Consider the following 25,057-nt stretch of genomic DNA (forward strand, 5'->3'; position numbering starts at 1 on the left):
CCAAGCCGTGCGATAGAGCAGTACGACTGCTATCGCAACGACTACGACGACGATGACCAGCGAAAACGTGGCCTGGCCAGCTTGTGATCTGGCCGACCTCCACCGCTGCATGTTCTCTCCCCCCTGACGTGTGGGCCCTTCGTTCGGGATCCTGCTGGTGAGGCGGCGTAGGGGTGTGACGAAAGAAGCTGGCCCTGTGAGCGCCGGGGACTCTATGGAAGCCCCGGCGCCCTGTCATGGCGTTGCCGAGCGGTTTTCCTGTTGCAATGCCCCTCTTTTTTTCGGCCGCCGGCCCCAGCGCTCATCCCGGCCGGACCGGCACTCCGTACTCGGGGTGCCACGAGCGCCGAGGAAAGCGGGCCGCCGCAGGATGTCCCACCCCCAGCCACCAGACGCCACCGCCAGCGTGCTCGCCGAGGTCGGGGCCGTGCTGGGCAACATCGAGAGCGACCGAGCCGCCCGGCGGCGGGCCACGACCGCCAACTTCGGGCCGCGGGGCTTCGGGCACGTCCACGACCGGTCGAGGACCGTGGAGGTGGAGGCGGCCGCCATTCGGGACGCCGCCCGGCGGGTGCTCGGCGGCCAGACCCTCTCGTCGGTCGTGCAGGAGTGGAACAGCCGGGGACTGCGGACGACCACCGGGGGGCCGTGGCGAGTCAACAGCCTGTCCGCCCTGCTGATCCAGCCCCGCCTGGCCGGCCTAGACGTCAACGGCCGGGGCACTCTCGTGGAGAAGTGGCCGGCCGTCGTCGACATCGACACCCACCAGGCCCTCGTGGCCCTCCGGTCGTCGCGCGGCCTGCAGCGGCGCCCCCCTCGCCGTTCCCTGCTCAACGGCCTTCTCCGGTGCGGCCGGTGCAAAGGGAGCCTCCACTTCCTCTACCGCAGCGACGCCAACCAGTACTACCGCTGCCCGGCGCCGGCCGCCGGGGGTTGTTCGGGGGTCATCGTCAAGGCCACCCTGGTCGAGGACCACGTCAAGCACCTGGTGCTGGCCCGTGTCGGCTCCCCCGAGCTCACGAGGTCGGTGAGGTCGGCGTTCGAGCCCGTCGAGGACGTGCGGGCGGCCGTCCAGGAGGCGGCCGACGCCGTACGCGACGACCTCGAACGGCTCAAGGAGCTGGCTGTGCTGTGGGCCGACCGCCAGATCACCTGGGCCGAGTGGCAGCCGGCCCGAGCCGACATCGCCCGCCGCCTGGAGGTCAACGAGGCCCGGCTACGGCAGTTCGACGAGGCCAAGGCGCTCCTGGACCTGGTGGGGACGGGAGACGAACTGGCGGCCGCATGGTCCTCCACTTCGGTCGATAACCGCCGCGAACTGATCCGCACGCTCGTCGACCACGTCGTCGTCGAACCCGTGGGCGGCACAGGGGGCAAGTTCCGTCCCGAACGGCTCCACGCCGTCTGGCGCCACTGACTCGCTCGTCAGCTCCGCTCAGTCAGAGGTGACAGCCTCGACCGCGGCCCGGCCGTCGGCTGCGGCCGCCTCGCCCATCCGGGCCAGCCACCGGCCGGGGTCACGGACCTCGTCGATCGAGGGCAGGTTCTCGGGGCCCCGCCACAAGAGGTCGACGTTGCCGGCCCCCGCCTTCTCTATGGCCTCGAGGAACTGCTCGCCGTCGTGGTACTGGCGGAGCTTGGCCTCGAGGCCCACCAGCTTCTGGAAGGCCCGGGTCGCACCGCTCGACTGGCGGCGCTGGTGCAGCACCTCCTTGAACCGGCCGGCGCTGGGGACCAGGTCAACTGCAGCCCGGTCCATGACCAGGTCGCCGTGGCCTTCGAGCAGGCTCATCAGGCCCTGGATGCGCCGGAACACGGCCGTCTGCTCGGGGGTGGCGAACAACGAGACGATGCCCCCCTCGTCGAGGGGGTTACGGCCCGCCTTCACCTCGGCCACGGCTCGCCGCAGGGCCTCCACGAACCGCTTGGGGTCGGGGTCGAAGGCGTCCAGGCTCTGCTCGACCAGCGAAAGGAAGTAGCCCCGCATCCACGGGACGCCCGTGAACTGCGCCCGGTGGGTCACCTCGTGGAGGGCGAGCCACAACCGGAACTCCCGAGGCGGGAAGGCGTAACGCTTCTCGAGGGCCAAGATGTTGGGGCCGACGTAGTAGACGATGTCCTGCTCGTCGGCGTCCTCGTCCTCGATGACGAGCAGGTCGTACTGGCCGAGCACCCGGGTCGACATCCAACCCAGCAGGGCGCCGACCTCCGCACCGGCGATCGAGCGGCCCGCACCCGCAGCCCGAGTGGAGCCCAGCCGCTCGCCCAGCCGGTCGGTGAGCGGGCGCAGGAGCCGGCGGAACGACGCGATGTTGGCCCTCACCCAGCCCTGGCGGTCGGTGACTCGTGCACGGGCGGGACCGGCCAGCGACCGTAGGCCGGTCTCCTTCTCGACCAGCTTCTCGGCCAGCTCGGTGAACTCGCGGAAGTCGGGCTCGAGCGACGAGTAGTGGTAGGACTCCTGTAGCGGGTCGCGCCCGGCGACACGCCGGGCGATGCGCTCGGCGACGTCCCAAGCGACGGGGTCGGGGGGGCGGCTCGGGCGGTCCTGGGGCCCAGGAGGAGAGTCGATGGCGGGTGCGGTCACTGGCCCCCTCGGGTCACGGCTGCTTGGGGTACTTGGCGGCGACGGCCTTTCGCAGGTACGCGAGGAACACCCCGAGCACGGCCAGCACGCTCATGACCATGACCGGGAGCGCCAACTGGTACGTCCACGGCTTGGTGGCTGCGAGGATGAGGTCCATCGGACGATGGTAAACCGCCCATGGCCGACACCGACAACCGGCGGCCGGCCACCCTGGTCCGCGGGCGTCAGGCGATCTTCTTGCCCCGCATGCGGGGCACGACCATCGGCTCGTGGCTATAGCAGAACTTGCCGTCGTTGTAGATGGACAGGACGGTGCCGCAACCCGGGTGCCGGCACACCCTCCCGGCCTTGAAGGCCCTGGAGGGGCGGTGGCTCCCGCTGAGGGGCTGGGCCCCCACCGATTGCTCTGACATGTTCACGGCAACCTCATCGGCGAGCGGGGTATTCCGCTTTAGCGAGCCGGCCGCCGGGACGGGGGCCGGAACCGTCAGAAGGGGGGAGGCTCGCCCAACCCGCCGCCGCGGCCGCCTCCGTCACGCATCTCCCGGATGGCCTCGGCCACCCTCATGCGCAGCTTCTCGGGGACGTGTTCGCGGCACTTGTGGGCGATGACGATCCGCAGGTCGGCCTCGAAGTCGAAGGCGTCGAGACAGGGCGGGCAGTCGTCGAGGTGGCGCTGGATGAGGATACGGCGCTCCTCGGTGAGATGACCGTCGAGGTAGTGGTACAAGACCTCGACAGCCTCGGTGCAGTTGCGTTTGTCATGCATACGTGGAGCCCTCACGCACGGGGGACCAGCCCTCGCTGGCGCCCGAACTCGTACAACCGCTTCTGCAGCGCCCTTCTTCCGCGATGGAGGCGAGACATGACCGTCCCGATCGGAATATCCAAGATCTCGGCGATCTCCTTGTAGGAGAACCCCTCGACGTCGCCCAGCAGCACCGCCAGGCGGAACTGCTCGGGCAGGGCCTCGATGGCCTCCTTGACCTCCGCCTCGGTGAACTGGTCGAGCACCTCGTCCTCGGCGCTCCGGCCCGCCGACGCCCCTTCCAGGCCACCCAGCTTGCGGTAGAGGTAGAGGTTCTCCAGGTCGTCGATGTCGCTCTCCTCGGGGCGCCGCTTGCGCGCCCTGTAGGAGTTGATGAACGTGTTGGTGAGGATCCGGTAGAGCCACGCCTTGAGGTTGGTCCCCTCCTGGAAGCCCCCGAACCCCCGGTAGGCCTTCAGGTAGGTCTCCTGCACCAGGTCCTCGGCGTCGGAGGGGTTGCGGGTCATACGCAGGGCGGCCGTGTAGAGGGAGCCCATGTGCTCCATGGCCAGCTCTTCGAAGCGCTCTCGGTCCGCCATGTGCCTTCAAGGTACTCGGTCGGGGGCAGGGACCGGTCGGCGGGCCCAGAGGCGGGCACCGTGTTCGGCCCGGGCCCCGCCGGGGTAGGCACCTGGGGGACAGAGGAGGCTTGATATGTCTGAGCAGAGGTTCCTTGACGACCGGGTCGGTTCGTCCGACCACCCCCAGCACCGCGCCGACGACGACGAGGGCTACCGGGCACCGTCGGTGGACGAGACGGGCGTGGCCCAGCAGTCCATCTTCGACGGCGCCGGGAACGAGGTGGTGGTAGTCACCACGACCGACGAGGACGGGCGGCGTAAGCAGGGAACCGGCGCCAGCTTCGAGGAGGCCCTCGCCGACGCCCAGGACAGCTCCGAGCCCATCGGTGACGGCTTCGGGCCCGGCGGGGGGCACTGAGCCATGAGCAACACCGAGATGCCGGTCGACAGCGGGGTGTGCCAGCAGTGCGGGATGGGTGTACACCTCGACGAGGCGGGGCGCACAGCGTGCGACGGTTGCGGCGAGCCCACCGACCGTTGCCGCTGCGTCGAGCCCGCTACCTGAGCTCAAGCTCGGCGCCGCCCGCGCCGATACTTGACGAGAGGGAGAAATAGGTCGTTCGACCTACAGGTCGGGTGCCATCGTGCCGAAGTAACGGCTGGAGGTGGTGCTCGATGCACGACAAGGAACGCACCGACTGGCTGGCGTGGCTGATCGTCCTGCTGATCTTTGGCGCCCTCTTCGCCGGGATCATGGCCTTGGCCCAAGGTGAGCGGCTCCCTGTCCCGTTCGTCGACTGACTCGTCGACTGGCTCGCTCAGGGCCGGGGCCGGTTCTCGACGGCCACCGGGTTGTTGAGGAAGTACTCGTCGCGCGGGAACAGGTCGCGGTTGAGGGCGCGTTCTGGGACATCGGCCGCCGGCCCCCCGAACTGGAGCACGACGGGCTGCACGGTGGCGAAGAAGTTGCGGATCGACTCGAGCTGGCCGGGTGGCAGGACGAAGCGCCGTTCGGCCTCCAGGATCAGGGCGTCGACCCGGCCCAGCAGCACGTCGCGGTCGAAGGCGATGGGCTGGGAGCTGGCCACGAAGAACTGGGAGTTGCCGTAGGTCTCCACCGTGAAGGCCAAGGCGTAGTCGAACACCTCGGTGGCGCTGTTGACCGTGCGGGGCGTGGGCATCCACTGGGCCATCATCCCGCCGGCGCCCATGCGGCTGCGGACCAGCTCGTAGAACTCGACCGAGTACAGGTTCCCGCTGAAGGCGCTCTGGTGGCGGATGGCGTCGACCGTGATCACGTCCCAGGGCTCGTCGGCGGCGATGAGGGCCTTGCGCCCGTCGCCCGTGCGCATGTCGACACGGGGGTCGGAGAACATGCGCTGGTTCTCCTGGGACCCTTCGGCCGCCAGCCCCTCCAGGAGGGTGATCTCCTTGCCGCACAGCTCGACCACGTCGACGGCCGACAGACGCTCGTCGAGAGACATCCCGTAGGGCGTGGCCCCGATGCCCAGCCCGATCGACAGGGCCCGGTCGGGTCCCGGGTGCAGCAGAGCCGGGACCAGACCGATAAGCACGTGGTAGTCGTCGTAGGGATAGGCGTTCTGGGACGCTCCGTTGATGAACAGCAGGCTGGCACCGGCCTCGTCGGGCCGCATGGCGTTGACACACGCCCGGTCCTCCTCCAGCTTGAACGGCAACCCGTCGGCCGCGTGGAAGAAGGACCACAGCTCGCGGTTTGAGGGGAACAGCACGAGGGCGAGCGCCATCACGGAGACTGCCCCCGCAGCCAGGGCGACACGCCGCGACTGCGTGCTGGCCAGGAGCGCCCAAGCCACTCCGGGGACGACGAGCACGCCGGCCAGCAGGCGCAGGCTGCCCGAGGTGCCCAGCCGGTCGATCAGGACGAACCCCACGAGCAGGATGCCGGCCACGTTGCCGACCACGTTGGAGAACAGCAGGCGCCCCGTGCGCCGGCCCAGCGTGTCGAAGCGTCCCGCCACCAGGGCCTGGACGAACGGGAAGGCGGCCCCCATGAGCAGGACGGGCAGCCCCATTACGGCCAGCGGGCCGAGGACGTGGACGAAGGTGATGCGCCCCAGCTCGCGCAGCGGCCAGAACTGGTACTGGCCGAGGTTGTAGCCGTCTTTGGTGAAGTGGCGGGTGAAGGGCCCGTCGATCCCCAGCAGGCCCGGCCCCTCGACGAGCAGCAACAGGCCGCCCAGGGCAGCCACGCCCACGCCGAACTGGAGGCCCAGGAACCATCGTTGCGGACGCCGGACCTTGGCGACGAACAACGAGGCGATCGCCGTGCCCGTGCCGAACAGCACGAGGTAGAGCATCAGGACGTGGCCGAACGTGTACGAGTTCGAGCGCATGAGGGTGTCGATCACCCGGAAGAAGATCAGTTCCATCCCCAGAGCCACCGCCCCGGTGGTGCCGTAGAGCAGGTACCAGGGCCACGCCCGTGGGGCGGCCACCTCCGAGACGCCGCTCGTCGGCGCGGGCGCAGGGACGGGCGCGGCCGCCCGTGCCCGGGCCGCGGCCCGCCACAGCAGGAAGACCGACGCGCCCGCCAACAGGTTGATGGTGCCGGCCAGGCGGACGGTCGCCACGAAGCCCAGGTTGCCGACCAGCAGCCAGCCCGACACGGCCGCGCCCAGGCCCGCGCCCACCGTGTTCACCGCGTAGAGGCGGCCCACCAGGGGGGCGGCGTCCTCGATGCGGTCGACGACGCCCCGGGCGACCACCGGCAGGGAGATCCCCATCAGGACCGTGGGCACGACCAGGAGGACGAAGTGGAACAGGAACGAAGCCAGGGTGCCACCCAGGCCGGGCACGACCGACTGGTAGTAGTCGTAGAAGAGCCACAGGCTGAACCAGGCGAAGACCCCGATGCCGGCGTTGGCCGCCGCGTAGGCCAGCAACGCCTTCTTGGGGCCGAGGCGGTCGGCCACCGTGCCCCCGACGATCGTGCCGATCCCCAAGCCGGCCAGGAAGGCGGCCACGACCGTGGTGAACGAGAAGAGGTCGACGCCCGCGTGCATCGAGATCACCCGCTGCCAGACGACCTGGAGGGTCAGGGCGGAGAACCCTGTCGCCGCGAAGAGGGCGAACAGGATCGCCTTTGAACGGGTGGTCACGAGGCGGTCAGGATAGATAGAAGCCGCGGGCGAAGTAGGACGCGCCGGCCACCATCAGGGCACCGCTTACGAACAGTACGTAGACCCTGGCCTCGGGCCACTTGGCCAGGGCGGCCCCGGCGACCGCGAAGCAGGGGAAGGCGGCCAGCGTGTAACGGCCCATACCGAAGAAGTTCTTTGTCGAGATGGCGGCCACCCCGACGACCAGCAGTACGTAGACCCCGTAGCCCCACCCGAAGCGGCGTATGACGGCCGGGACCAGGGCCAGGCACCCGATCGTGGTGATCGGGTGCAGCAGGTAGGCGATCAGGTCGTGGGAGTTGTGGGAGAACATCTCCAGGCCCCGCAAGAAGTCGGTCTTGAACCACGTCTGGGGCCCGGGCTCCTGGCCCCACCCCTCCTGGGCCTCGACCCACGCCAGGGGGCTGCCGAAACGAGCCCACGTGTAGGCACTGAAGGCCCCGACCCCGAGACAGGCGAGCAGGACCCCTGCGTCTTTGGGCTTGAGCCCCTTGAGGCCCCCCCGGCGCTCGACCGCCCGGATGACGAGGGCTATCACGACCAGGGCACCGATGGGCCGGGCCGCGGTGCCCACGGCGGCCACCAGGCCCGCCAATACCGGCTGGTCCCGCTCCAGCAGCAGGAACGCACCGACCATGGCGGCCACGAAGAGGGCGTCGGCGTACACCGCGCCGTAGAGAAAGAACGAGAACGGGTAGAGCAGCAGGAGCAGGACGGCCGTCCACGCGGCCGTCACCGACCCCAGCTGGCGCTTGGCCCAGGACGCGAACAGCCCGGCGGCGGCCGCCCCCGATGCGATCGTGACGGCGATGCCGGCCACGACCACGTTCCCGAAGATCCGCTCCCCCATCCGCATGAGCAGCGGGTACGCCGGGAAGTAGGCCACCGGGCTCTGGCCCGTCTCGGGGTGGTGCCAGTAGCCCCGCTCGGCGATGTTGAAGTACCACGCCCCGTCCCAGCGGAACCACCCGTCGAACCACGGCTGGCGCCGGAAGAACGTGGGCCGGGTGTGCTGGTGGGTGTAGGGCAGCAGGACCAGCGAGGCCGCCACCACGAAGGCCAGGACGGCGGCGAGGACCAGGTAGAGGACCACCGCCCGCCTTACGATCGACGGCTCCAAGCCCTGGCCGACCGGTGGCCCAGGCTCGTCGGTGGTCGGGGAAGAGGGGGCGGGGGCGGCCGGAGGCGACCCGCCGCCGACTTTGACGCGTTCGTGATCCCCCCTGTTCACAGGCTGGAGGATAACGGCCTGGACGAAGGGGCCCGGAGGGGGCCCGGGGTGCGCGACGATCTGCGATCGCCCTGAACATCGTGCTCATCGTCGTCGGCCTCCTGGTGCTGGCCAAGGGGGCCGACGTGTTCGTGGCCGGGGCTGCCCGGCTGGCTGTCACCCTCAAGGTCTCCCCGGTGGTGGTCGGGGCGGTGGTGCTCGGGTTCGGTACGAGCGCCCCCGAATGGCTCGTCTCGGCCCTGGCCGCGGCCCGGGGATCGCTCGACATCGCCATGGGCAACGCCGTGGGCTCCAACCTGGCCAACGTCACGCTCGTCCTGGGTATCGCCGGGATCATCGCCCGGCCCCACCCGGTCCCCCGAGTGGTGCGCCTCGAGGCCCCGCTCGCCCTGGGCAGCGTCGTGCTGCTGGCCGTGGTCCTGCAAGGCGACGGCGTCTCCCGCTGGGAGGCGGCCGCCCTGATCGCGGGACTGGCGGGCGCTCTCGTCCTGATGCTCCGGGCCAGCGAGCCACCGGCCGAGCCGCCCAGTGAGGCCGACGCCGAATACCTGGCCGAGTTCGAGGAGCGCTTGGAGCACGGGCCCCACAAAGGTGCCGGCACCTCCGAAGGCTCGGCCAAGGGCGACGCCGGGCGGGTGGTGGTAGGTCTGGTTGCCACCGTGGCCGGCGCCCAGTTGCTGGTGGTCGGGGCCCAGCGGATCGTGGCCGAGATCGGCCTGACCGGTGGGTTCGTCGGGCTGACCCTGGTGGCCGTGGGCACCTCCTTGCCCGAACTGGTCACCTCCATACAGTCGGCCCGGCGCAACGAGATGGCCCTGCTGGCCGGCAACGTCCTGGGCAGCAACGTGTTCAACAGCACGATCGTGGCCGGCACGGCCGGGCTCATCGGCCCCGGTCCCATCGACGACACGGGCCTGACGCTGGTCGCCACCGGGGCCATGGTCGGGGCCGGCGCGCTGGCCTGGCTCTTCCTGGGAAAGTTCGGCAAAGGCCTGCAGCGCTGGGAGGGGATCGCCCTGCTGGTCGCCTACGCCGCCACGCTGTACCTCATCCGCTGAGACTGGGCCCGAACGGGTCCCGGCCGATGAACGCCAGGAGCCTGGTCTGGACGTCGGCGTCGTCGGGCACGTCGACACGCGGACCGTAGTGGCCGCTGTGGCGGAGGGCGTCGTCCATGGGCACCATGGCGGCCAGCATCTCGGCGCACCTCCCGGGGTCCAGGACCTCGTCCTGACCGGTGGCCCGGGCCAGGTCCCAGCGGTGGAGGAACACGTCACCGGTGTAGACCATGGCCACTGCCTGCCCGAGCGCCATGCGGCCGATGTGGGGGAAGTCGTGCTCGCGATCGGCCGCCTCGCGGTCGTCGAGCAGGGCCTGCACGGCGTCGCTGTGGGTGCGCCAGGCACCGGCCGGGTCCTCGTCGACCGGGGGGCCGGCCGGGAGCGTGATCCCCGTAGCGCCGCGCAGAAAGGCCGAGAACCAGTCGATGAGGTGGCGGACGACGTCACGGGCGACCCAGCCTTCGGGCGGCGCAGGCCGGTCCCAATCCTCGGGCCGTACGCCCTCGACGGTGGCCGTGAACGCGCCGGCGACGCCCCGGTACTCGTCGGCGCCACCCATCGGGGCCCGGCCCATCAGAGCTCGGCCACGAAGGCGTCGAGCTTGGCGTAACCCTGCTCCACGCCCGTCTCCATCCCGCTGGCCATCCACTGGTCGCGGCCCTCGAAGCTGTCGACGAGCGACTGGGCGTGCAGGCGGGTGCGCCCGCCCCCCAAGTCCTCGAACCACAGCGTCTCGAGGGCGACGCCGTCGGGCACACCGTCGAAGGTGAAGGTCTGGACGATCCGGTCCTCACCCACCTCGTGGAACGAGCCGTGGAAGCCGTAATCCTCGCCGTCGCGGCTGGCCACGTAGCGCCACCGGCCCCCCGTCGTGGCCTCCCACTCGACGATGGTGGTCTCCATCCCGTCGGGGCCGACCCACCGGGCGAACAGCTCCGGGTCGGTGTGGGCCCGCATGAGCTGGGCCGGGGTGGCGTCGAAGTCGCGGGTGATGTGGATGATCGGCACGGTCGGGTCGGCCTCGATCGTCACCTGGTGACGGCTGCTGGTGGGGTTCATGACGCTGCTCCTCTCTGGCTGGTCGTGGGGTAGGTGATCGGCTTCTCGCCCCGCATCTCGGCTAGGACGGCGTCGAGGCGTTCGTAGCGCTCCTGAGCCTGTTGCCGGTAGCGCTCGACCCACTTGGTCATCAGGTCGAAGACCTGGGCCTCCAGGCGGCACGGCCGGCGCTGGGCGTCTCGGGTCTGGGTGACCAGGCCCGCCTCGGCCAGCACCTTGACGTGCTTGGACACCGCCTGGAGAGACACGCCATAGGGCTCGGCCAGCTCCCCGACGGTGGCGTCGCCCTCGGCCAGGCGGGCCACGATGTCGCGCCGCGTCGGGTCGGCCAGGGCCGCGAAGATCCTCGAAAGCTGGTCGTCGGCCAAGACGCTCCTTTATCAACCGATCGGTTGATAAAGGTACGCTCTGGTCCCGGCGTTGTCAACCGATCGGTTTAGAAAGGTCAGTCGAGCGCCGGGCGCCGGCCGAAGGCGAAGAACTGGGGGACGAACAGCGTCGGCCGGAGGGCGGCCTGGTCGAGCCGGACGAAAGCGGCGTCCCAGCGGGCGACATCCGCCTCGGTCGCCAGACCGGCGGCCACCAACGCGGCTCGCGCCGCCCAGCTCGGCGGGCGGAAGCCGGGCCGGACGGGCAGGATGTGGTAGCGGCCGTGGTGCTCCACGTCGACGAGGCCGGCCCCGGCCAGCAGCTCGGCCAGGCGGAGACCGATGGTGAGGTCATTGCCCTGTTGCGCGTGCCAGCGTTCGTAGCGGGAGTCGAGATCGGCGACATCGCTGTCGGCCGGGCGCAAGCGGAAGGCCGTCATGTCGATGTCGACGAGGTAGACGGCACCGCCCGGGCGGACGAGGGAGGCGGCGTGGTCGACGATGGCCTGCTCCCTCGAACCGTTGTGGGCCAGCACGTGGCGGATCATGACGAGGTCCACACTGCCGGGCGCGATACCGGTGTCGTGGGCCTCGCCCACGCCGAAGGTCACGTTGGCGACCCCGGCCCGGCCGACGACCGTCCGGGCCGCCTCGATCACCTCGGCGTCACGGTCGACTGACCGGACCGAGCCGGTGGCTCCGACCAAGCGGGCCAGGAGTGCGGACACGGCACCGGGGCCACACCCGACATCGGCGACCGCCGCGCCCTCGACCACACCGGCCGCGGCCCACAGGTGGCCCTCGGCCTCGGCCGCGATCTCGGCCATGAGCTCATAGCGGGCCAGCTCCGCCTCGCTGAGCCTCAATGCGTACTCGCTCATGCCTCCCCCCGCCCTGCGCACCCATCGTGGCCACACCCGCCGTCCAGGAGGTATTATCTACCCCCGTCGTCCGTGGTAGCACGGAGCACTGGTGGGGCCCGCCGGTCGCTTCGCTCACGACCCACCAGGTCCGCGCTCAGCTCGACGAAAGTAGTTCGGGTACCTAACGCCCGGGCCGATGGAGCGGGGGAAGCTCTGTGCAAGGTGGTCGTGGACCACGTGGCGAGCGGGCTGAACACCGCGCATGCTTCGAACTTCCGGCATGACTGGCGGCTACGGGCCACGGGGCGGGGTCAGGATCGGGGGCGTGTTCCTTACCGGCGATGAGGACGTGAGCGACGAACTCTTGAGCCATGAGTCCGTTCACGCCGACCAAGTGGGCGGTTGGAGGACTCACATTTGCGGGGGCACAGCGGCGAGCTGAACCGGCAGAGTTATCTGTTGTCGTGAAGGTCATCCGGCGCCCAGTGGGACGAGGTCCCCGTACCGGCGGTCGAAGGGCTCCTGGTCCTCGATGGCGAGCGCTTGGGACAGCCGGCTCATCACCACGGTGAACCGATCGAAGAAACCGGCCTGGCCGAGGACCATCAGCCAGGGTGGGCCTCCATCCGTGCGCACTGACACAGCTCCTCAGCCAGATCGGCCGAACCGGACGTACCCGAGCATCGGGCGAGGAGGCTGTCCAACGCCCTCGTTCACAGCACCTGCGTGCGAGCCCGAGGTCGGATTCGAACCGACGACCTGCTCATTACGAGTGAGCTGCTCTGCCGAACTGAGCTACCCGGGCGGGACAGCCCAGGTTAGTGGGCTACGGCCGGGGCCGGGAGCGGGGCCGGTGACCGCGGGGGCGGGGGTACGTTCGACGTAGTCGGCTGCCAGCGACGGCTTGCAGCCGGTCAGGGCGGTCGACCTCGACGGGGCCCATGGCCTCGTCGATGTTCAAGTCCCCCCTCGTCATGGTCGGCCCAGTGGTGCCAGGCGCAGTAGGAGCGCCTGCAGGAACAGGCTCTCGCTCGGGTTGCGGACGATGGCCTCGGCCGCGTCCTGGAGGGCGTCCACCGAGGCCGCCAGCTCACGGGCCCGGGCGGGGCCGGGACCCTCGAAGGCCGTGGCCTCGACAACTCCCGCGGCCAGGGCGTCGCGGTAGGTGCCGGCCAACACGGCCAGGCCGTAGCGCAGCTCGTCGGCCCGCAGGCGCCGCAGTTCCCGGCGTTGGCGCTCGACCAGGAGCTTGCGGCCCCCGCCGCGCTCACCCGAACGTTCGATACGGGCCTCCAGGGCGGCTCGCTCCTCGGCGTGGCGGGCCTCCAGAGGGCCGACGGCGGCCGACCCGAGCATGACCACCAGCTCACCGGCCAGCCGGGACACCGTCGCCCCCGTGCCGTCGAGGCGGGCCGGCACGGAGCGCCAGAGCCGCCGGCGGTCCTCCAGGCCGGGATCGGAGGCCAAGATGCGGGCGCGGTCGAGGCGCCCCTCAGCCGCCTCGGCCGCCTCGGCCGCCCGGTCCGGCCCCACGCCTTCGGCCACCAGGGCAGCCTCGATCTCGTGCTGGCTCAGGCGCCCGAACTCGATGCGCACGCACCGGGAGGCGATCGTCACCAGCTCGGGGGGGAGGTGATCGGCCAGGACCAAGAAGATGGTGCTCGGGGGTGGCTCCTCGATCACCTTGAGCAGGGTGGGCCCCGCCTCTCGCACCAGGTGGAAATCGTTGAGCACCAGCACCTTGCGGTGACCCTCGTTGGGGGTGCGCATGGCCAGCCGCTGGATCTCCCGGGCCTGGCCGACGCTGATGTAGGCCCCGTCGCGCTCCACCGTCACCACGTCGGGGTGGACGTCGGCCAGTACCCGCCGGCACGTCTCGCACTGCCCGCAGCCGCCCTGGGGGCACATGACAGCGGCTGCGAAGGCGCGGGCCGCGGGGCGCTTGCCCCCGCCCGGAGGGCCGACGAACAGGTATGCGTGGACCGGGGCCCGGGCTGCGGCCCGGAGGGCGTTGACGGCCCTGGCCTGGCCCACCAGCGTGCCGAACACGCGGCCCTCCCCGGTCGCGCCGGTCACAGTCCTAGGGCCCCGGCCACACGGGCCGCCACCTCGTCGACGTCGCCGGCCCCGTCGACCACGGCCCAGCGGCCGGGGTCGGCGGCCGCCAGGGACCGGTAACCGGACTCGACCCGGCGGTGGAACTCCCGGTCCTCGCCCTCCATGCGGTCCGGACCTTCGCCCGGGCGGGCCCGGGCCCGGGCCATGGCCACCTCGACGGGGACCTCGATGAGCACCACCGCGTCCGGTTCCAGTCCCCCCGACGCCCACCGCGTCAGCCACCGCAGGTCGTCCAGGGGAAGGCCCCGGCCGTAGCCCTGGTAGGCCAGCGTCGAGCCCGAGAACCGGTCGGTGACGACGTCTAAGCCCTTCTCCAGGGCCGGCCGGACCACCTCGGCCACGTGCTGGGCGCGGTCGGCGGCCATCAGGAGGGCCTCAGCCCGGGCATCGACGGTCGCACTACCCACAGCGGGGCCCAGTACGAGCGTCCGGACCCGCCGGCCCAGCTCGGTCGCACCGGGCTCGTGGGTGAGCACGGCCCCGAGCCGTTCGGCCAGCAGGCGGGCCTGGGTCGACTTGCCGCACCCCTCCCCGCCCTCGAAGGCGACGAAACGACCCCTCACTCGGGTGCCCTCCCCTCGGGACGGAGGGCCGGCGCCCGCGGTGCCAGCGCACGGGCGGCCAGCACGCCGGCCGCCAGGATGATGGCGGCCCCGATCCACAAGGTCATCCGGACGCCGGGCACCGACGTGGGCAGGCTGTCGAGCAGGCCCGCGGCCAGAGGCGCGAAGGCCAGCGAGATCAGCAGGCACAGGCGCGACAGGGTGTAAAGCGTGGCGAAGATCCGGCCCCGCAACTCGTCCTCCACGCTCTCTTGCAGCAGGGTGAACCCCAGCACGTACACCGCACCCGCGCACACGCCCATCAAGCCGATGAACAGCATGGTCAGAGCCAGGCTCGACATGGCCGCGGCCACGGCCATGGCCGCCCCCGCGCCGAGCACGGCCAGTGGGAAGACCTTGGCGTGGGGTACCCGCTTCTGGATCGTCGAGACCCCGACGACGCCGACGGCCAGCCCCATGCCCAGGGCCGTCAGCAGCAGGCCGAAACCGGCCGGGCCGGCCCGCAGCACCCGTTCGGCGAACGTGGGGCCGAGGGGGGCGACCATGCCCCCGCCGATGAGCCCGGTGCCCAGCCCGACCAGCACCGAGCGCACCACCGGGCTGGTGCCGATGAACTTCCAGCCCTCCTTGAGCTCGGTGAAGGTGCGCCCCAGCTCGATCCGGCCCTTGCGCCTGGGGTTGTGAGGCAGGGCGACCGTCGAGAGCAGCGCGGCCGAGGTGAAGAACGTCAGGACGTCGACGTAGATGGCCAGCGATTCCTGGTTCAGCTCGAGGAAGCCGAGGGCGCCGGCGTGCTGGCCCAGCCATTCGGCCACCTTGGTCAACGAGGCGAACAGGGCCGAGCCGATGGGGAAGGTGCCGTAGGCCGCGGCCAACGACAGGGAGTTGGCGGTCGTGAGGCGGCTGGTGGGCACCAGGTTGGGGACCGACGCCTCCTTGGCGGGCGCCCACAGCAAGGTGAGGACCTCGAGGAAGAGCGAGGCGACCACCAGCCCCCAGATGGAGTTGATGAACGGGAGCGTGGCCAGCACGAAGCCGCGCCCCACGTCGCAGGACACCATGACCCGCTTGCGGTCCCACCGGTCGACCAGCACACCGGCCACCGACCCGAAGAAGAACCCCGGGACCATGCGGGCGAACATGACGAGGCTGATGGCCGCCTCGGGCGAGCTACCCCCGATACGGGCAGCCAACGACAAGATGGCCACCAGGCCGATCCAGTCGCCCATGGAGGACACCACCTGAGCCAGCCACAGCCGGAAGAACGAGCTGGAACCGAGCAGGCGCGGGCCTGGGAGGTCGGGACCGGGTGAGGGGACGGCTGCCACCGGCGCCGTCTCGCTTTCGGCACCGGTGGGCATGAGCTCACCCCGCAGGGGCCTGGGCCGCCGGCGCCGGGGCCAACCCCGTGACGCTCTGTTCTCAGGGGGCTCAGGCACGGTCGTTCAGGCTAGGTGACCGGTGTCAGAGCCCTCATCTGGTGGGCGGCCGCCCGGTTCGCTTCGCGCTCGCGGTTCATATGCCCTGGTCAGGGGCATTTCGACCGCCCGGACGCGGAGAGCCGGACGGCAATCGCACCGGTCGCCCAGGAGGCCGGTGCCTGTCGGGCGCATCTCCTCGTGCAGGGCGCTCAGGCCCCGGAGGCCTTGCGCCTGGCCCCTGCCCGCTTCCGGGGTGCGGTCGGGCCCTTGGCCCGGCGCTCGGCCAGGAGTTCGGCGGCCCGCTCGATCGTGATCTCCTCCACGTCGTCACCCTTGCGGAGCGAGGCGTTGGTCGTGCCGTCGGTCACGTAGGGCCCGAAACGGCCGTCTTTGACCACCACCTGGGCATTGGACACGGGGTCGGGCCCTAGTTCCCGCAGGGGGGCGGCGGCTGCCCGCTGGCCACCGCGCCGCTTGGGTTCGGCCAGCAGGGCGAGAGCCTCGTCGAGGGTGACGGTCAGCAGCCGGGCCTCGGAGTCGAGGCTGCGGGTCTCGGCCCCCTTCTTCACGTAGGGGCCGAACCGGCCGTTCTGGGCGGTGACCTCGACCCCGTCGGCTGGGTCGGCCCCGAGCACGCGCGGCAGGCACAGCAGCTCCAGCGCCGTCTCCAGCGAGACCGTCTCGATCGACATGTCCTTGAACAGCGAGGCCGTCTTGGGCTTCTTCTTGGAGTCGGCGGGGCCGTCGCCCAGCTGGACGTAGGGCCCGAACCGGCCCGCTTTGGCGATGACCGCCAGGCCCGTCTCGGGGTCGACCCCCAGTTCGCGGTCCCCGCTGGGCGCGGCCAGCAGCTCTTGGGCCTTCTCGGCCGTCAGCTCGTCGGGTGCCAGGTCCTCGGGAACGGCCGCCTTCTGCTCGCCCTGTTGTACATAGGGCCCGTAGCGGCCGACCCGCACGACCACGCCGTCGGCCCCGGGCACGGGGATCGAGTTGATCTCCCGGGCGTCGATGTCACCAAGGCGGTCCCCCACCAGGGCCTTGAGGCCCGGCCGGCCGTTGCCGAAGTAGAACCGCGAGAGCCACGGGAGCGACTCCTCGCGGCCGGTGGCGATGTGGTCGAGCTCATCCTCCATACGGGCCGTGAACTCGTAGTCGACCAGCTCGGAGAAATGCTGCTCGAGCAGGGCCACCACCGCGAACGCGATGAACGACGGTATGAGCGCCGTCCCCCGCTTCCATACGTAGCCCCGGTCCTGGATGGTCCCGATGATGGTGGCGTAGGTCGAGGGCCGGCCCACGCCCAGCTCCTCGAGGGCCTTGACCAACGAGGCCTCGGTGAACCGGGCGGGCGGCTGGGTGGCGTGCTCCCGGGGCACCAGTTCGCTGGCCGTGACCCTGTCGCCCGGTGCGAGCTGGGGCAGGCGGACCTCGCGGTCCTCCAACTGGGCCTCGGGGTCGTCTGAGCCCTCGACGTAGGCCCGCAGGAAACCGGGGAACTCGATGACCTTTCCGGCCGAGGAGAACTCGGCATCCTCGCCGGTAGCCGTCTTGGCACCGAGCCGCACCTGGAGGCTGCGGCCCCGGACGTCGGCCATCTGCGAGGCCACCGTGCGCTTCCAGATCAGGTCGTAGAGGGCGCGCTCGTCGGCCGCCAGCTCGCCCGCCACCTGGTCGGGAGTACGGAACGTGTCGCCCGCGGGGCGGATGGCCTCGTGAGCCTCCTGGGCGTTGCGGACCTTCTTCTCGTAGCGCCGGGGCTTCTCGGGCACGTAGTCGGGCCCGTAGAGCTGGGCCGCCTGGTTGCGAGCGGCCGCGATGGCCGTCTCCGACAGCGTGGTGCTGTCGGTCCGCATGTAGGTGATGTAGCCGTTCTCGTAGAGGCGCTGGGCCACGCTCATGGCCCGAGCGGCCGAGAACCGCAGCTTGCGGCCGGCCTCCTGCTGGAGCGTCGAGGTCATGAAGGGGGCGTAGGGGGTGCGCCGGTAGGGCTTCTCCTCGACCGTGCGCACCGCGAAGTCGGCCCCCGCCAGTCCGTCGGCGACCTGCCGGGCACCGGCCCCGTCGAGCAGCCGGACGTTGTCCTTGGCCGCCGCCTTGAGGCCCCCGGTCTCGTCGAAGTCCCGGCCGGTGGCGAGGCGGGCCCCGTCGAGGGAGACGAGCGTGGCCCCGAAGCGCTCCCCGTCCTTGTCGAACACCCCTTCCACGTCGGCGTAGGTCCCCGACCGGAACCGCATCCGGGCCCGCTCACGATCGACGAGCACGCGGGTGGCCACGCTCTGCACCCGGCCAGCCGACAGCCGGGGGAGCACCTTCTTCCACAGGACGGGCGAGACCTCGTAGCCGTACAGGCGGTCGAGGATGCGCCGGGCTTCCTGGGCGTCGACCAACCGCCGGTCGAGCTCTCGGGACTGCTCGACCGCCTGGCGGATGGCCGTGGCGGTGATCTCGTGGAAGACCATGCGCTTGACCGGGATGCGGGCCGGGGGCGACAGCACCTCCAGGAGGTGCCACGCGATGGACTCCCCCTCACGGTCCTCGTCTGTGGCCAGGTAGAGCTCGTCGGACTCCTTGAGCAGCCGCTTGAGGTTGGCGACGACGTCCTTCTTCTCCTTGAGGAGCACGTAGAGCGGCTTGAAGCCGTTGTCGACGTCGACCCCCAGCCGGGCCCACGGCTCGCCCTTGTAGGCCGCCGGGATGTCCTTGGTGTCCCGGGGCAGGTCACGGATGTGGCCGACCGAGGATTCGACGACGTAACCGTTCCCCAGAAAGCGCGCGATCGTGCGCGCCTTGGCAGGGGACTCGACGATGACGAGGGGCTTGGCCACGGTTCCTTCCTAGCGCAGTCAGCGCCAGAGGTTGTTCAGACAGGGGACCCCCTGTCAACTGGTCAACCCCCGGCGGCACCCGCTTCTTGCGGGGCGGCCGTCATCATGGCGGGCGCCTTGCGCTTGGAGAAGGCGATGGCGCCCATCAGCACGACCAGGGCCAGGCCGGCCACGGTGAACCGGGCGGGGTCGTTGTCGGACAGGTTTATGACGGCCGGCAGGATCAGCAGCGACACCAGGTTCATCACCTTGATCAGCGGGTTGAGGGCCGGCCCGGCCGTATCCTTGAACGGGTCTCCGACCGTGTCGCCGATGACGGCTGCCTTGTGGGCCTCGCTCCCCTTGCCCCCCTCGTGGCCGTCCTCGATGTACTTCTTGGCATTGTCCCACGCCCCCCCGGAGTTGGAGAGGAAGTTGGCCATGAGCTGGCCGGTGAGGATGACGGCCGCCAGGAAGGCCCCTAGGGCGTAGACGTTGATCCCGAACCCGATGATCACCGGGGTGAGGGTGGCCAGCAGGGCGGGCGTGGCCAGCTCCCGCAACGAGGCGGCCGTGCAGATGTCGATCACGGGGCCGTAGTCGGGCCGCTTCTTGCCGGCCATGATGAGCCCGTCGGCGAACTGGCGGCGTACCTCCTGCACGACCGTGCCGGCTGTGCGGCCCACGGCCCGGATGGCCAGGGACGAGAACAGGAAGGCGATGGAGCCCCCGATGAGCAACCCGATGAACGTCTTGGGGTCGGCCACGTTGATGGGGATCACGTCGAACACGGTCTGGCCCGCCTCCTCCAGCTCTCTCAGTGCGGCCGTGCCCAGGGTCTCGGCCCCGATCGTCTCGATGAAGCTGGCGAACAGGGCCACGGCGGCGATGACCGCCGACCCGATGGCGAACCCCTTGGTCACCGCTTTGGTGGTGTTGCCCACGGCGTCGAGGCTGACCATGATGCGCTCGGGCTCGCCGCTGAACTCACCCGACATCTCGGCGATGCCGGCCGCGTTGTCGGCTACCGGGCCGAAGGTGTCCTCGGACACGACCACCCCCGTGGTGGCCAGCATGCCCATACCGGTGAGGGCCACCAGGTAGAAGGTGAACTGGATGTTGCCCTCGCCCAGGGCGATGGCCACCCCGATGGCCGACGCGATGGCCACGATGGCCCAGACCGAGCTCTCCAGGCCCGAGGAGATCCCCGAGAGCACGGTGGTGGCCGGGCCGGTGCGGGCCGACTCGGCGATCTCCTGGACGGGCGCCGTCTCGGTGGACGTGAAGTACTCGGTGATGCGGCTCACGACCTGGGCCAGGACCAGGCCGATGACCACCGCCCAGAAGACCCGCAGGTTGCCGACGTAGAACTGGGCCACCAGGAACGTGCCGATCACCGTCAGCAGCCCGGCCGTCAGAAAGCCCCGGTTGATGGGAGCCATGGCCGACTTGTCCTTGGGAGTGGCCCGCACGGCGTACACACCCACGATCGAGGCCAGCACGCCCACGGCCCGGGCCACGACCGGGAACACGAGGCCGAGGGCGGGGTTCATGCCGATCGACTCGAAGGCGGCCACGCCCAGGATGATCGAGGCCACCAGGGTGACCTCGTAGCTCTCGAAGAGGTCGGCGGCCATCCCTGCGCAGTCGCCCACGTTGTCGCCCACGTTGTCGGCGATGGTGGCCGGGTTGCGGGGGTCGTCCTCGGGGATGCCGGCCTCGACCTTGCCGACGAGGTCGGCGCCCACGTCGGCCGCCTTGGTGAAGATCCCCCCGCCCACCCGCAGGAACAGGGCGATGAGCGACCCGCCGAACCCGAACCCGACCAGGATGGCCGAGCTCGTGTTCTGGAAAAGCATGATGATCACGGTGGCACCGAGCAGGCCCAGGCCCACCGTGAACATGCCGGCCACGCCACCGGTGCGGAAGGCGACCTTGAGGGCGGCAGGCAGCGAGCCCGACCGGGCGGCCGCGGCGGTACGCACGTTGCCCCTCACGGCCAGGCCCATGCCGATGAACCCGGTGAGGCCGGACAACAGGCAGCCGGCCAGGAAGGAAAGGGTGCGGAAGGCCCCGGACTGCAAGAACGACAAGGCCTCGGAGCCATCGGGCCGGAGCACGGCTGTCGAGGTGATGAACACGATGATCACCAGAGGGACAAGGATCCAAGCGATCGTGCGGAACTGGCGCCGGAGGTAGGCCATGGCCCCCTCCTGGATGGCCAGGGCGATCTCCTGCATCTTGGGGGTGCCCTTGTCGGCCCCCAGCACCCCCTTCATCAGCAGGAAGCCCACGCCCAGCGCCAGCAGGGCCGTGAAGGCCGAGAACAGGAGCCAGAACCACTCTGCGCCGCCCAACTCGAACGCCTGGTACCCGCCCTCCGCGGCGACGATCATGCCGACTGCTCCCTTCGTTCCACTTTTCGTACGTAGATCTGGCGGGCGACCTTGTCACCCAGCGTGCGGGCATGCCCGTCGACCCGGACCACCAGGGGCCCGTCGAACGGGTGCTTCTCCAGGACCTCGACGACCACCCCGGGCCGCACGCCCAGGGTGTCGAGGAACTCCACGACCGCGGGGTCGACCGACCCCGGGACGGCCACGACGGCCACGTCTCCGGCCTCGAGGTCATAGAGCGGGGGCATGGTCGGGATGTCGACGACCTCGGGCGCGGGGATCGGGAAGCCGTGGGGGCAGGCCGTGGGCCGGTCGAGAGCCACGTAGAGCCGGTCCTCGACCTCCCGGGGCAGGTCGTGCTCGAACGTACCGGCCAGGCGGTCGGCTTCGTTCCAGGCGTAACCGAGCATGTCAGCCAGGAAGCGCTCGACGATCCGGTGGCGGCGGATGGCGGCCACGGCCGCCCGCTGGCCGGCGGCGGTGAGCTTGACCCCCTTGTACAGCTCGTGGTCGAGCAGGTCCCTCTCGGCCAGCCGCTTCACGGTGGCCGTCACCGTCCCGGGGGACAGCTTGAGCGACTCGGCCAGGGCGCCGGTATGGGCGTCCTGGCCGTTGTGGGCCAGGCGGTAGATCGCCTTCAGGGTCTCGCGCTCTGACTTCGTAAGCGACGGCTCCATGGTTTCGGCTCATGATAACCACGATTTTGGCGGCCTGAACGCTGGTACCGCCGGCCATCGCGGCGAGCCAGTTCGTAGACTGTGCCCGATGAGCGGGACCGTCGAGCTGGTGAAGGTGAGGATCGTCGGCCTCCCCCTCGACGCCTATCAGGAGGCCGCCCAGCACACCGACGGGCTGATGCGCGAGTTCGCCCTGATCCGCGATCCGTCCACCGACGGCGCACCCGACGTCCCCCGGCGGCTGCTCGACCTCGTCGAGCGCCTGGGCCGGCAGTTCCAGGGGTTCACTGGCGACCAGGAGGCGGCCCTGGCCGCGGCCGTGGCCCGCGGGGTGACGAGCATCGACCTCGAGTACCTGGTGCCGGCGGCCGCACGTGATGCGGCCGTCGCCCTGGGCCAGATGCTCGACGAGGCCGACGAGTACTGCCGGCGGGGTGGGGCACTCCTGACGCTGGCCACGCCGCCCCGGGCGCTGGCCTTCCGGAGGTGGTTCCTCGACCAGTTCGTGCGCCAGATCGACGGGCAGGCACCGGAGCCCTGGGCCGCGGGGTAAACCCCCGGGGCCCTCGCAACGTTGGTAGGGGTGTGGACCGCACCCCCGATCGCACCCCCGACCGGGACCCCGACTTCGAGGCGCTGTTCGAGTCGACCTTCCCCATGGCCCAGCGGGTCGCCTACCGCATCGTGGGCGACGCCTTCGTGGCCGAGGACCTAGCGGCTGAAGCCTTCGTGCGGCTCTACGCCCGCTGGGGCCGGCTGCGCGGAGAACCCGGTCGGGTCGGCTGGGTGCTGAGGGTGACGGCCAACCTGGCCATCGACACCGTCCGGCGAAAGCGACCGGTCCCCGAGGCCGGCTTCGCGGCCGACATGGAGGAAGCGGTGGTGCTGCGCTCGGCATTGGCGGCCGCCCTGTCCGCCCTGCCCGCCCGCCAGCGGGCCGTGGTCGTCCTGCGCTACCTGGCCGACCAGAGCGAGGACGACGTGGCCCGCCTGCTGGGCATCTCGGCCGGGACGGTCAAGGCCCACGCCCACCGGGCCACCCAGCGGCTCCGCCGCCAGTTCCACGACGACGAGGAGATCTCCATTGCCCTCCATCGAGCCTGAGGAGCTTCCCCGGCGTCGCGGGCGCCAGGAACTGCTCGACCACATCTACTCCGAAGGCGAGCGGCGCCGGCGGCGCCGGCGGGCAGGTCGCGTGGGCCTGTCCGCCGTCGCCGCCCTGGCCGTGGGCGCGGCCGTGATGGCCGGTCTGCCCGCGGGCACGCCGCAGCAGGTGGCGACCCGGGGGGCTACGGCCCCCGCCGCCCCCGGGTGGCCCGCTTCCGGCCCGGGCGGGGCCGAAGGGGGAGGGGAGGCGACGACCACCTCGGTGGCCGAGCCGACGACGACCGTGGCCCTGGAGCCGGCTCGCCCCCTGGCCCCGACGACCGTCGCCCGGCCCGTGACCACGACCACGCCGCTGACCGCCACCACCGCCGCCCCGCCCACCACCGTGGCTGGGCCGATCTGCCTGAACAGCACCGACGAGGCGTGCGGGCCGTTCAGGTGGGAGCCCGAGCCCGAGCCCAACCAGCCCCTGACCATCGACGTGACGGCCACGCCCCGACCGGACGACCCCCGCACCTTCGACTTCGCCGTCGTCTACACCGACCCCGACGCGCCCGTCGACGACGGCTGCCGCGGCGTCAGTTTCGGGGACGGCAACACCACCTACACCGGGAGCAGCCCCGGTTGCGTGGTGGCCGTTTGCCTGGCCGCCTACGGGCCCTGGACGCCGCCCGTACCCGAGCCCGACCGGGTGGAGGCGGCGGTCAGCCACACCTACGCCGAACCTGGCACATACACGGTGTCGTTCTCGGCTCGCTCGCTCCACTCGCTGTGCCACGACCCGTACGGCAGCTACGGCGACCGCAAGATCACCGTGGTGGTGCCCTGACCGAGCTTCACCCCGGCCGGGGGGTGTAGCGGGCGCCGTCGGCCGCAGAAGCCGGGCTGTCCACCAGCACGACGCCGCCCCAGACGACCATGGCCTCGCCGTCCCAGGCCCCCACCGGGTAGGCCCTACCAAGCAGGGCCACCTGCTCCAGGCGCCGCCAGGAACCCGACGCCGGGTCGTAGGCCGCACCGTCGCCCCGGGGGACGATGAGATCGGGCGCCAGGCGCCGCCCCCCCACCGGGCCGACCACCACGCCCGAGTCCCCTCCGCTGTCGGCCGCCAGGCCCAGGCCACCCCAGACCAGCATCTCCTGGCCCGACCAGACGGCCAGAGCGCTGGCCCGGGGCACGACGGGCGCGGCCGGCAGCTCCCGCCAGCGGTCCGTGGCCGGGTCGTAGGCCGCGCCGTCGGCCAGCAGCTCGGTGCCGCTGGCCCCGCCCCACACGATCAGCTCCCGGCCGCTCCACACCCAGGCGGCCCCGTTGCGGGGCGGCAGGGGCGAGGGCGCCAGGGCCCGCCAGGAGTCTCGGGCCGGGTCGTAGGCCGCGCCGTCGGCCCGGTCCTCGCCGCCCGCCGACCCGCCCCAGACCAGCACCTCCCGCCCGGTCCACACCGAGGCGGGGGCGGCCCGGCCCTCGACGGGAGCCGGGGCCAGGGGGCGCCACGAGTCCGTCGCCGGGTCGTAGGCCGCCCCGTCCGAGTGGGGCTCGCCGCTGCCCCCCCAGATCACCAGCTCCCGGCCTGTCCAGACGGCGGCCGCCTCGCCCCGGGCGCTGATCGGTGCGGGCGCCACCGTGCGCCACTCGTCGCGGGCCGGGTCGTAGGCCGCGCCGTCGGCCAGCAGGCCCAACTGGTTGCTCCCGCCCCAGACGACCACCTCGGTGCCCGTCCAGGCGGCGGCCGCGCCGTCGCGGCCGTCGATCGGGGCGGCCGCCACCGTGCGCCACGTGTTCCGCGACGGCCCGAAGGCGGCCCCGTCGGCCATCCTCGGGGCCCGGGGCGAGGGGCACTCGGCGCCCGCGCAGTTCTGGCCTCCCCAGATGACCAGCTCCTGGCCCGTCCACACCGAGACGGCCGAGAACCGCCCGCACAGAGGCGAGCGCTCTAGCTCTGTCCAGGTCGTGCCGCCGCCGTCGGGCCCGATGCCCACGTCGGGCGCGGCCCGCGTGGGGCACGTGGGCCCGGCGGCCGTCTGCTGGGCGGGACGGTCACGCACCCACCAGATGGCCACCGCCAGCAGGACCAGCACCATGAAGGGCGGCCAGGCCGAGCTCTTCCGGGCCCGGCGGGGTGCGGTGGCGTGGTCGGGGCACTTGAACCCGACCGGGGTACGGATGGCGCACGACGGGCAGATGGGCTGCTCGCATTCGACACAGCTCAGTCGGGTCTCGGTACCGTGCCGGGCGCACACCGTCCCCGGGCTGTCGGCCATGGGACGAGAGGCTATCTACCGGCACCGCCGGGGGCCCGCCCGCTGGCCCTT

27 protein-coding genes and 1 tRNA gene are annotated in these 25,057 nt (G+C 71.3%); 8 read left to right on the forward strand and 20 right to left on the reverse strand.

The annotated features are described in order from the left end of the window. Positions 1 to 370: 370 nt before the first annotated feature. On the forward strand, positions 371 to 1,417 hold the full coding sequence (locus AB1673_09945; GenBank protein MEW6154293.1) for a recombinase family protein: 1,047 nt from the start codon (positions 371 to 373) through the stop codon (positions 1,415 to 1,417). An 18-nt stretch (positions 1,418 to 1,435) separates the two neighbouring features. Here AB1673_09945 and AB1673_09950 read toward each other — a convergent pair whose 3' ends face one another. The 5 genes from AB1673_09950 to AB1673_09970 form a co-directional block, all read right to left on the reverse strand. Beyond that, positions 1,436 to 2,587: a zinc-dependent metalloprotease gene (locus AB1673_09950; GenBank protein MEW6154294.1), complete on the reverse strand. Its 1,152-nt coding sequence runs from the start codon at positions 2,585 to 2,587 to the stop codon at positions 1,436 to 1,438. Between the two features lie 13 nt (positions 2,588 to 2,600). Further along, positions 2,601 to 2,744: a hypothetical protein gene (locus AB1673_09955; protein MEW6154295.1), complete on the reverse strand. Its 144-nt coding sequence runs from the start codon at positions 2,742 to 2,744 to the stop codon at positions 2,601 to 2,603. Between the two features lie 67 nt (positions 2,745 to 2,811). Continuing rightward, positions 2,812 to 3,000 (reverse strand): hypothetical protein, encoded by a 189-nt coding sequence (locus AB1673_09960; protein ID MEW6154296.1) that lies wholly within the window; start codon positions 2,998 to 3,000, stop codon positions 2,812 to 2,814. A gap of 74 nt (positions 3,001 to 3,074) precedes the next feature. Then, positions 3,075 to 3,356, reverse strand: coding sequence for a mycothiol system anti-sigma-R factor (gene rsrA, locus AB1673_09965; GenBank protein ID MEW6154297.1), 282 nt, complete (start codon positions 3,354 to 3,356; stop codon positions 3,075 to 3,077). 11 nt (positions 3,357 to 3,367) lie between these two features. Next, positions 3,368 to 3,934, reverse strand: a complete 567-nt coding sequence (locus AB1673_09970) for a sigma-70 family RNA polymerase sigma factor (GenBank protein ID MEW6154298.1) — start codon at positions 3,932 to 3,934, stop codon at positions 3,368 to 3,370. A 115-nt stretch (positions 3,935 to 4,049) separates the two neighbouring features. Here AB1673_09970 and AB1673_09975 point away from each other — a divergent pair, with 115 nt between their 5' ends. The 3 genes from AB1673_09975 (at position 4,050) to AB1673_09985 (ending at position 4,717) form a co-directional block, all read left to right on the forward strand. Continuing rightward, positions 4,050 to 4,334 (forward strand): hypothetical protein, encoded by a 285-nt coding sequence (locus tag AB1673_09975; protein ID MEW6154299.1) that lies wholly within the window; start codon positions 4,050 to 4,052, stop codon positions 4,332 to 4,334. Positions 4,335 to 4,337: 3 nt separating this feature from the next. Continuing rightward, positions 4,338 to 4,481, forward strand: a complete 144-nt coding sequence (locus AB1673_09980; GenBank protein ID MEW6154300.1) for a hypothetical protein — start codon at positions 4,338 to 4,340, stop codon at positions 4,479 to 4,481. Positions 4,482 to 4,591: 110 nt separating this feature from the next. Beyond that, complete coding sequence (locus AB1673_09985; protein MEW6154301.1) at positions 4,592 to 4,717, forward strand: hypothetical protein; 126 nt, start codon at positions 4,592 to 4,594, stop codon at positions 4,715 to 4,717. Positions 4,718 to 4,734: 17 nt separating this feature from the next. Here AB1673_09985 and AB1673_09990 read toward each other — a convergent pair whose 3' ends face one another. Beyond that, complete coding sequence (locus tag AB1673_09990) at positions 4,735 to 7,056, reverse strand: fused MFS/spermidine synthase (GenBank protein MEW6154302.1); 2,322 nt, start codon at positions 7,054 to 7,056, stop codon at positions 4,735 to 4,737. Positions 7,057 to 7,063: 7 nt separating this feature from the next. Next, positions 7,064 to 8,308: a hypothetical protein gene (locus tag AB1673_09995; GenBank protein ID MEW6154303.1), complete on the reverse strand. Its 1,245-nt coding sequence runs from the start codon at positions 8,306 to 8,308 to the stop codon at positions 7,064 to 7,066. A gap of 80 nt (positions 8,309 to 8,388) precedes the next feature. Here AB1673_09995 and AB1673_10000 point away from each other — a divergent pair, with 80 nt between their 5' ends. Continuing rightward, positions 8,389 to 9,366, forward strand: coding sequence for a sodium:calcium antiporter (locus AB1673_10000; GenBank protein MEW6154304.1), 978 nt, complete (start codon positions 8,389 to 8,391; stop codon positions 9,364 to 9,366). Here AB1673_10000 and AB1673_10005 read toward each other — a convergent pair. The 12 genes from AB1673_10005 to AB1673_10060 form a co-directional block, all read right to left on the reverse strand. Then, positions 9,356 to 9,943: a TIGR03086 family metal-binding protein gene (locus tag AB1673_10005; protein MEW6154305.1), complete on the reverse strand. Its 588-nt coding sequence runs from the start codon at positions 9,941 to 9,943 to the stop codon at positions 9,356 to 9,358. The two genes, AB1673_10000 and AB1673_10005, sit on opposite strands and share 11 nt — an antisense overlap. Further along, positions 9,943 to 10,428, reverse strand: a complete 486-nt coding sequence (locus AB1673_10010) for an SRPBCC family protein (GenBank protein ID MEW6154306.1) — start codon at positions 10,426 to 10,428, stop codon at positions 9,943 to 9,945. The genes AB1673_10005 and AB1673_10010 overlap by 1 nt, the downstream gene beginning before the upstream one ends. Then, positions 10,425 to 10,796, reverse strand: coding sequence for a metalloregulator ArsR/SmtB family transcription factor (locus tag AB1673_10015; protein MEW6154307.1), 372 nt, complete (start codon positions 10,794 to 10,796; stop codon positions 10,425 to 10,427). The genes AB1673_10010 and AB1673_10015 overlap by 4 nt, the downstream gene beginning before the upstream one ends. A 77-nt stretch (positions 10,797 to 10,873) precedes the next feature. Further along, positions 10,874 to 11,677: a class I SAM-dependent methyltransferase gene (locus tag AB1673_10020; GenBank protein MEW6154308.1), complete on the reverse strand. Its 804-nt coding sequence runs from the start codon at positions 11,675 to 11,677 to the stop codon at positions 10,874 to 10,876. A gap of 453 nt (positions 11,678 to 12,130) precedes the next feature. Continuing rightward, positions 12,131 to 12,295: a hypothetical protein gene (locus AB1673_10025; GenBank protein MEW6154309.1), complete on the reverse strand. Its 165-nt coding sequence runs from the start codon at positions 12,293 to 12,295 to the stop codon at positions 12,131 to 12,133. Between the two features lie 95 nt (positions 12,296 to 12,390). Then, a tRNA-Thr gene (locus AB1673_10030) sits at positions 12,391 to 12,464 on the reverse strand. Positions 12,465 to 12,631: 167 nt separating this feature from the next. Beyond that, on the reverse strand, positions 12,632 to 13,735 hold the full coding sequence (locus tag AB1673_10035) for a DNA polymerase III subunit delta' (GenBank protein ID MEW6154310.1): 1,104 nt from the start codon (positions 13,733 to 13,735) through the stop codon (positions 12,632 to 12,634). Further along, entirely contained in the window at positions 13,732 to 14,340 is a 609-nt protein-coding gene (gene tmk / locus AB1673_10040; protein ID MEW6154311.1) for a dTMP kinase, read from the reverse strand. The genes AB1673_10035 and tmk overlap by 4 nt, the downstream gene beginning before the upstream one ends. Then, on the reverse strand, positions 14,337 to 15,779 hold the full coding sequence (locus AB1673_10045) for an MFS transporter (protein ID MEW6154312.1): 1,443 nt from the start codon (positions 15,777 to 15,779) through the stop codon (positions 14,337 to 14,339). The genes tmk and AB1673_10045 overlap by 4 nt, the downstream gene beginning before the upstream one ends. A 191-nt stretch (positions 15,780 to 15,970) precedes the next feature. Continuing rightward, positions 15,971 to 18,586: a type I DNA topoisomerase gene (gene topA / locus AB1673_10050; protein ID MEW6154313.1), complete on the reverse strand. Its 2,616-nt coding sequence runs from the start codon at positions 18,584 to 18,586 to the stop codon at positions 15,971 to 15,973. Between the two features lie 62 nt (positions 18,587 to 18,648). Then, the gene (locus AB1673_10055) at positions 18,649 to 20,961 is read right to left on the reverse strand and encodes a sodium-translocating pyrophosphatase (protein ID MEW6154314.1); all 2,313 of its coding nucleotides are present in this window, start codon (positions 20,959 to 20,961) and stop codon (positions 18,649 to 18,651) included. Then, the gene (locus AB1673_10060; GenBank protein ID MEW6154315.1) at positions 20,958 to 21,638 is read right to left on the reverse strand and encodes a metal-dependent transcriptional regulator; all 681 of its coding nucleotides are present in this window, start codon (positions 21,636 to 21,638) and stop codon (positions 20,958 to 20,960) included. The genes AB1673_10055 and AB1673_10060 overlap by 4 nt, the downstream gene beginning before the upstream one ends. Before the next feature lie 88 nt (positions 21,639 to 21,726). On the opposite strand from AB1673_10060, the gene AB1673_10065 reads away from it, so the two are divergent. The 3 genes from AB1673_10065 to AB1673_10075 are packed head-to-tail and all read left to right on the forward strand — an operon-like array spanning position 21,727 to position 23,574. Continuing rightward, the gene (locus tag AB1673_10065) at positions 21,727 to 22,191 is read left to right on the forward strand and encodes a hypothetical protein (protein ID MEW6154316.1); all 465 of its coding nucleotides are present in this window, start codon (positions 21,727 to 21,729) and stop codon (positions 22,189 to 22,191) included. 32 nt (positions 22,192 to 22,223) lie between these two features. Then, positions 22,224 to 22,742, forward strand: a complete 519-nt coding sequence (locus tag AB1673_10070; protein MEW6154317.1) for a SigE family RNA polymerase sigma factor — start codon at positions 22,224 to 22,226, stop codon at positions 22,740 to 22,742. Continuing rightward, a complete protein-coding gene (locus AB1673_10075; protein MEW6154318.1) occupies positions 22,723 to 23,574 on the forward strand; it encodes a hypothetical protein in 852 nt (283 codons plus the stop codon). The genes AB1673_10070 and AB1673_10075 overlap by 20 nt, the downstream gene beginning before the upstream one ends. Positions 23,575 to 23,581: 7 nt before the next feature. Here the strand turns inward: AB1673_10075 and AB1673_10080 are convergent, their stop codons facing one another. Then, on the reverse strand, positions 23,582 to 25,006 hold the full coding sequence (locus AB1673_10080) for a hypothetical protein (protein ID MEW6154319.1): 1,425 nt from the start codon (positions 25,004 to 25,006) through the stop codon (positions 23,582 to 23,584). Positions 25,007 to 25,057: the final 51 nt, after the last annotated feature.

The sequence above is a fragment of the Actinomycetota bacterium genome (assembly GCA_040754375.1).
GTDB lineage: Bacteria > Actinomycetota > Acidimicrobiia > Acidimicrobiales > AC-14 > JBFMCT01.

Coding starts and splice junctions, on each gene's coding strand:
- AB1673_09945 (MEW6154293.1), top strand. CDS start 371: ATGTCCCACCCCCAGCCACCAGACGCCACCGCCAGCGTGCTCGCCGAG.
- AB1673_09955 (MEW6154295.1), bottom strand. CDS start 2,744: ATGGACCTCATCCTCGCAGCCACCAAGCCGTGGACGTACCAGTTGGCG.
- AB1673_09960 (MEW6154296.1), bottom strand. CDS start 3,000: ATGTCAGAGCAATCGGTGGGGGCCCAGCCCCTCAGCGGGAGCCACCGC.
- rsrA (MEW6154297.1), bottom strand. CDS start 3,356: ATGCATGACAAACGCAACTGCACCGAGGCTGTCGAGGTCTTGTACCAC.
- AB1673_09970 (MEW6154298.1), bottom strand. CDS start 3,934: ATGGCGGACCGAGAGCGCTTCGAAGAGCTGGCCATGGAGCACATGGGC.
- AB1673_09975 (MEW6154299.1), top strand. CDS start 4,050: ATGTCTGAGCAGAGGTTCCTTGACGACCGGGTCGGTTCGTCCGACCAC.
- AB1673_09980 (MEW6154300.1), top strand. CDS start 4,338: ATGAGCAACACCGAGATGCCGGTCGACAGCGGGGTGTGCCAGCAGTGC.
- AB1673_09985 (MEW6154301.1), top strand. CDS start 4,592: ATGCACGACAAGGAACGCACCGACTGGCTGGCGTGGCTGATCGTCCTG.
- AB1673_10005 (MEW6154305.1), bottom strand. CDS start 9,943: ATGGGCCGGGCCCCGATGGGTGGCGCCGACGAGTACCGGGGCGTCGCC.
- AB1673_10010 (MEW6154306.1), bottom strand. CDS start 10,428: ATGAACCCCACCAGCAGCCGTCACCAGGTGACGATCGAGGCCGACCCG.
- AB1673_10020 (MEW6154308.1), bottom strand. CDS start 11,677: ATGAGCGAGTACGCATTGAGGCTCAGCGAGGCGGAGCTGGCCCGCTAT.
- AB1673_10055 (MEW6154314.1), bottom strand. CDS start 20,961: ATGATCGTCGCCGCGGAGGGCGGGTACCAGGCGTTCGAGTTGGGCGGC.
- AB1673_10060 (MEW6154315.1), bottom strand. CDS start 21,638: ATGGAGCCGTCGCTTACGAAGTCAGAGCGCGAGACCCTGAAGGCGATC.
- AB1673_10065 (MEW6154316.1), top strand. CDS start 21,727: ATGAGCGGGACCGTCGAGCTGGTGAAGGTGAGGATCGTCGGCCTCCCC.
- AB1673_10080 (MEW6154319.1), bottom strand. CDS start 25,006: ATGGCCGACAGCCCGGGGACGGTGTGCGCCCGGCACGGTACCGAGACC.